This is a genomic window from Pseudomonas sp. PS02290 (assembly GCF_029960075.1).
GTDB lineage: Bacteria > Pseudomonadota > Gammaproteobacteria > Pseudomonadales > Pseudomonadaceae > Aquipseudomonas.
Window position 1 is genome coordinate 1 of record NZ_JASCOY010000184.1, and the last position, 4414, is coordinate 4414.

General features: G+C 59.3%; 4 protein-coding genes. 2 read left to right on the top strand and 2 right to left on the bottom strand.

What is annotated here, in order from left to right; translation table 11 throughout:
• Positions 1-426 precede the first annotated feature (426 nt).
• Positions 427-1311: a glucose-1-phosphate thymidylyltransferase RfbA gene (gene rfbA / locus QMX88_RS28880; RefSeq protein ID WP_023082278.1), complete on the top strand. Its 885-nt coding sequence runs from the start codon at positions 427-429 to the stop codon at positions 1309-1311.
• Between the two features lie 27 nt (positions 1312-1338).
• Here rfbA and QMX88_RS28885 read toward each other — a convergent pair whose 3' ends face one another.
• Together QMX88_RS28885 and QMX88_RS28890 are read right to left on the bottom strand one after the other, a co-directional pair.
• Entirely contained in the window at positions 1339-1989 is a 651-nt protein-coding gene (locus QMX88_RS28885; protein WP_079388470.1) for a TetR/AcrR family transcriptional regulator, read from the bottom strand.
• A 156-nt stretch (positions 1990-2145) separates the two neighbouring features.
• Entirely contained in the window at positions 2146-3489 is a 1344-nt protein-coding gene (locus QMX88_RS28890) for an IS1380 family transposase (protein ID WP_023082273.1), read from the bottom strand.
• 223 nt (positions 3490-3712) lie between these two features.
• Between QMX88_RS28890 and QMX88_RS28895 the strand changes: the two genes are divergently transcribed.
• Complete coding sequence (locus tag QMX88_RS28895; RefSeq protein WP_071117966.1) at positions 3713-4153, top strand: carboxymuconolactone decarboxylase family protein; 441 nt, start codon at positions 3713-3715, stop codon at positions 4151-4153.
• Positions 4154-4414 lie beyond the last annotated feature (261 nt).

The following is a 4414-nucleotide window of genomic DNA, read 5'->3' on the forward strand; positions in this document are numbered from 1 at the left end:
TTTTGGCATTGGGCCCTCGGCGCTGACGGAGGCCATGGGCATGCTCAACCACCATTTCGCAGCAGCCGCCTGATCGGCGCAGAGCGACAGCCTACCTCTGACTGCCGCCAATCTTTGCAACAGAGCCGTACAAACGATCTGTGACCTTCTAGACGAATTCGCTCCCCCCGTTTCAGGACGCCGGCGTCGCGATCTAATCACCTATGTAGAAGATCGCCGCGGCCACGATAAACGTTATGCCATCGATGCAAGCAAGATAAGTCGGGATCTAGGATGGCTCCCAAGTCGTACATTCGAAATTGGCATTCGCGATACCGTTGAATGGTATCTAAAGAACTCATGGTGGTGGCAGGATATTCTTGATCGTGGTCATCACGTCGAGCGCCTAGGCCTCGGTGCAAAAGATAGTCAAAAGGAGATAGTCCAATGAGAGGTATAATCCTCGCCGGCGGATCGGGCACCCGTTTACATCCCGTGACTCTCGGAACGAGTAAGCAGCTCCTACCTGTGTATGACAAGCCAATGGTGTACTTTCCCCTGAGCACACTGATGCTAGCCGGTATCAGAGACATTCTTGTTATTACGACGCCGAAGGATCAGGACGCTTATAAGCAGGTGCTTCGCGACGGGAGCCAATGGGGTTTGAACTTGTCTTATGCAGCACAGCCATCTCCAGATGGGTTGGCTCAAGCGTTGCTCATCGGTGAAAGTTTCCTCGCCGGACAGCCCTGCGCGCTCGTGTTAGGTGACAACATCTTCTATGGTGATGGCCTCGGGGCCGAGCTGACCGATGCAGCAACAGCCGGTCATGGAGCGTGCCTGTTTGCCTATCATGTACGCGATCCGGAGCGTTATGGGGTTGTCAGCTTCGACCGCGAGGGAAAAGCCGTCACCATAGAGGAGAAACCCGCAAACCCCAGGTCAAATTGGGCCGTTACAGGGCTGTATTTCTATGATGGCAATGCTTCGCAGATCGCCAAATCGATAAAACCTTCCGATAGAGGTGAACTCGAAATAACATCAGTAAACAATATCTACTTAGAAAATGGTTTGTGCTCGGTTGTCAGGTTAGGCCGAGGATATGGCTGGTTTGATACAGGAACACACGCTTCCTTGCTTGAGGCAAGTGAGTTTGTCCGAGTAGTTCAAGACCGACAAAATCTCCAAGTCGCATGCCCCGAAGAAATTGCCTATCGGAAAGGCTGGGTGACGCCAGAGGTCATCGAGAAAGCCGGAAATCTACTAGCAAAGACGAATTACGGCCAATACCTTTTGAGCTTGGTTCACGATGACAGCTACGCCTTGATATAAAAATATGATTTTTAGGGCGTGAACATCCTAGCTGTCTGGCAATATTTGCCGCTTTCCATAGCGAGAGAGGAACATGCTCACGCCTTCGGCAACCACTTTCTCACGTCGCTCCTTCGATGGAGCATCCCCAATACCGATAACTCGTAGCCAAAGAAGGGGCTCGTTCAGCAAACCTAAGAACTGTGAAGCTGCAAGTTCCGCATCTTCGACATGAAGCACGCGGTTCGCACTTAAGGTTCTCAGGTACTCTACCAGAGCTCGCATTGCCGGCGCCTTCCCTGCTTCAAAGAAGGTTGTTGGCAGGTCGGGAAACCGGGTTCCCTCACTAATAACCATACGAAGAAAAGCCACAGCAATCGGCGGTTCCCAAAAATCCACAACGGCATCCCCAATCCGCTTCAGACCAGCCGCCGGATCGCTTAGAACAGACTCATCAGCGGTAATTTCCACAACGGGAAATTCACTCCATACTCGCTCTACGGATGCGATAAACAGCGCCTCCTTGCTTTCGAACTGGTTGTAGACAGTTCGGCGCGCAACTGAGGCCTCCCGCGCAACCAGGTCCATGCTCGTGTCTTCAAAGCCTCGCGCGAGGAAGACGCGCGTTGCGGCATCCAGGATTCCCTCTCGTTTCGGTATGTCGCTGCGAGTTGAGGGACCGGCGCTGCGGGGGGGAATCGCTAACCCGTCTTATTCATCGGACAATGGCGGACGGTGGGTTCTGGGCTGACGGCGAGCGGGATCGCGCGTCTGCCTGACGCGTGTGGATCGGGGTCGTTTTGTTGGCGCTGGAGGGACGGGCGTGGGTTCGTCGGGGCGTCTCTGCCCCATGGGTCAGGCCGGTGCCGGGGCGAGCGCGATCGCCAAGTGGCGCAGCAGGTCGGCCTCGGGGCTGGCTGCGGCAAAGGCGAGACGGACGCGGGCCGCGGTCTCGCGGACGCGGGCCCCGAGTTTGAGCAGGCGCAACCGGATCGTGGCGAACTCGGCCTTGGCCAAGCGATGGGTGATCGGGATGGCCTCGCGCACGGTCAGCATCAGCCAATAGGCAGCGGTGTGCAGCACGAGGCGCATCTGGTTGGCGGCGGGGTTCCGGCACGAGGTACGGTCGGAGGCGAGCTGGCCCTTGTGGAGCTTGATCAGGTTCTCGGCCTGGCCGCGGGCGCAGTAGAGCTCGGCATAGAGCCATTCGGGCGTGCCGGTTTCGATGTTGGTGACCACGTAGCGGATGTCGAGGCCGAGCCGCGTGGCTTCGATGCGAGCCGCGACGCGACGTTCCTGCCGCCAGGACTTGGCTGCGTGCGTGGTCTCGGCAAAGCCGCGCACCGCATCCTTGTCGCCGATGGCCCGCACCACCCGGATGGTATCGGCGATATCCTCGACCTTGGCGGCCAGCGCCTTGGTGCCGGTCAGGCCGAAGACGTAGGCGACGCCGTTGTCTTCGCACCAGTCCATGACCTCGGGCCGGCCGTAATGGCCGTCGCCCCGGATCGTGATCGCGGTCGTCGGCCAATGGCGGCGGATGGCCCTGAGGAGGCGGCGCAGATGGCCCCGCACCTCGCGGCCGGACGGCGTCTTGCCCGGCCGCAGGATCATCGCCACCGGGCGCGCGGTGGCGGTGTCGTAGACGTGGATGGGCAGAAAGCAGCGCGCATCGTGGTGGGCGTTGAACAACGACAACTGCTGCTGGCCGTGGACCACGTCGCAGGTGTCGTCGATGTCCAGGGTGACGGCGGCTGGAGGCACGGCGTAGCTGGCGCAGTACAGGTCGACCAGCACGCGCCCGAGCCGGATCAGGTCGCGCAGGTCCGGCGTGTTCTCCAGCCGCGAGACGGTGGGCTGGCTCATCAGGTCCGCGCCGCTCTCGGGCAGGCGCCCGCAGGCGAGCTTGAAGGCGGGGTCGGCGCGCAGGTGGTCGAGGTCGTCCGCGTCCTCATACCCGCAGGCGATGGCCAGGATGCGCGCCAGGAGGATCTCGGGCAGCGGGTGCACGATCCGGCTCGGATCGCGCCGGTCCGGGATCACCGCGGCGAGCTTGTCGGCAATCCGCATCCGCCGGGCCGCCTGAGCCAGCAGCAGGACGCCGCCGTCCGAGGTCAGGCGCCCGCCGTCGAAGGCGGCTGTGAGCTTCTTGGCTCTCACGGATGGAAACGCGAACGGAAGTGCGTCAAGATCGGACATGGCGGGCGTGGCGGGCTCGATGGGGTGAAGAAGGTTGGTGTGAGCACCCAATCCCTAAGCCAGATCAATGCTTTACGCTACGCTCGCCAGCTTCGATCCACCGCCCTCATGAATAAGACGGGCTAATTTCGTTCACGATGATCATCACCTTCCTTGACTGCACTGCACTGTGCAATGTATGTTTTGGAGACTGCACGGTGCAGTGCAAACGAGGAGATAGGGTATGTCAGTCGTAAATTCCAGCGTCGCTTTGCCTGCTGAGGTCTCAAAGGACCGTTTCGCCAGGGGATCTGCTACATTCGCCGCAGTCACCGGCATTCCCACGGAGGCATACCTTGATGGATTTAAGGATAGCTCGCCTGATTTTGGTCGCTATGTGATTGAGTGGGTCTTCGGCGATGTATACAGCCGCACCGATTTGGATTTGAAAACCCGGGAACTCGTTATCATCGCAGCCGGCGCGGCGTTGGGCGCAACGGGAATTGATGTCATCAAATTTCATGTCCCCACTGCGGTACGCGCGGGTGCAACCCGAGACCAGATTTTCGGCGTTCTTACCCAGGTAGCGATTGTTGCAGGTGTTCCCACAGCACTCGCCGCAATTTCGGCGGCGGCACAAGTCTTGGGGCCACACTCTCAGGTCGCTGATGGTGCCAAGGCATGAATATCAGGTCCGAGGATCAGCTCAGCGGATTAGCGATAAGCCTAATGGCTGTCGCGTCCGCATTGACTGTGGCAAACGTGTACTTCAACCAGTCCATGTTGCCCGCCATAGCGGCAGAATTTGGAACCAGTCCTGGCTCTGTTGCAAAGATTGGCGGCAGTCAGAGGTAGGCTGTCGCTCTGCGCCGATCAGGCGGCTGCTGCGAAATGGTGGTTGAGCATGCCCATGGCCTCCGTCAGCGCCGAGGGCCCAATGCCAAAA

What these genes read in the sequence shown, in the direction of transcription:
- rfbA (WP_023082278.1), top strand. Translation starts at nt 427, where the DNA reads ATGAGAGGTATAATCCTCGCCGGCGGATCGGGCACCCGTTTACATCCC.
- QMX88_RS28895 (WP_071117966.1), top strand. Translation starts at nt 3,713, where the DNA reads ATGTCAGTCGTAAATTCCAGCGTCGCTTTGCCTGCTGAGGTCTCAAAG.
- QMX88_RS28890 (WP_023082273.1), bottom strand. Translation starts at nt 3,489, where the DNA reads ATGTCCGATCTTGACGCACTTCCGTTCGCGTTTCCATCCGTGAGAGCC.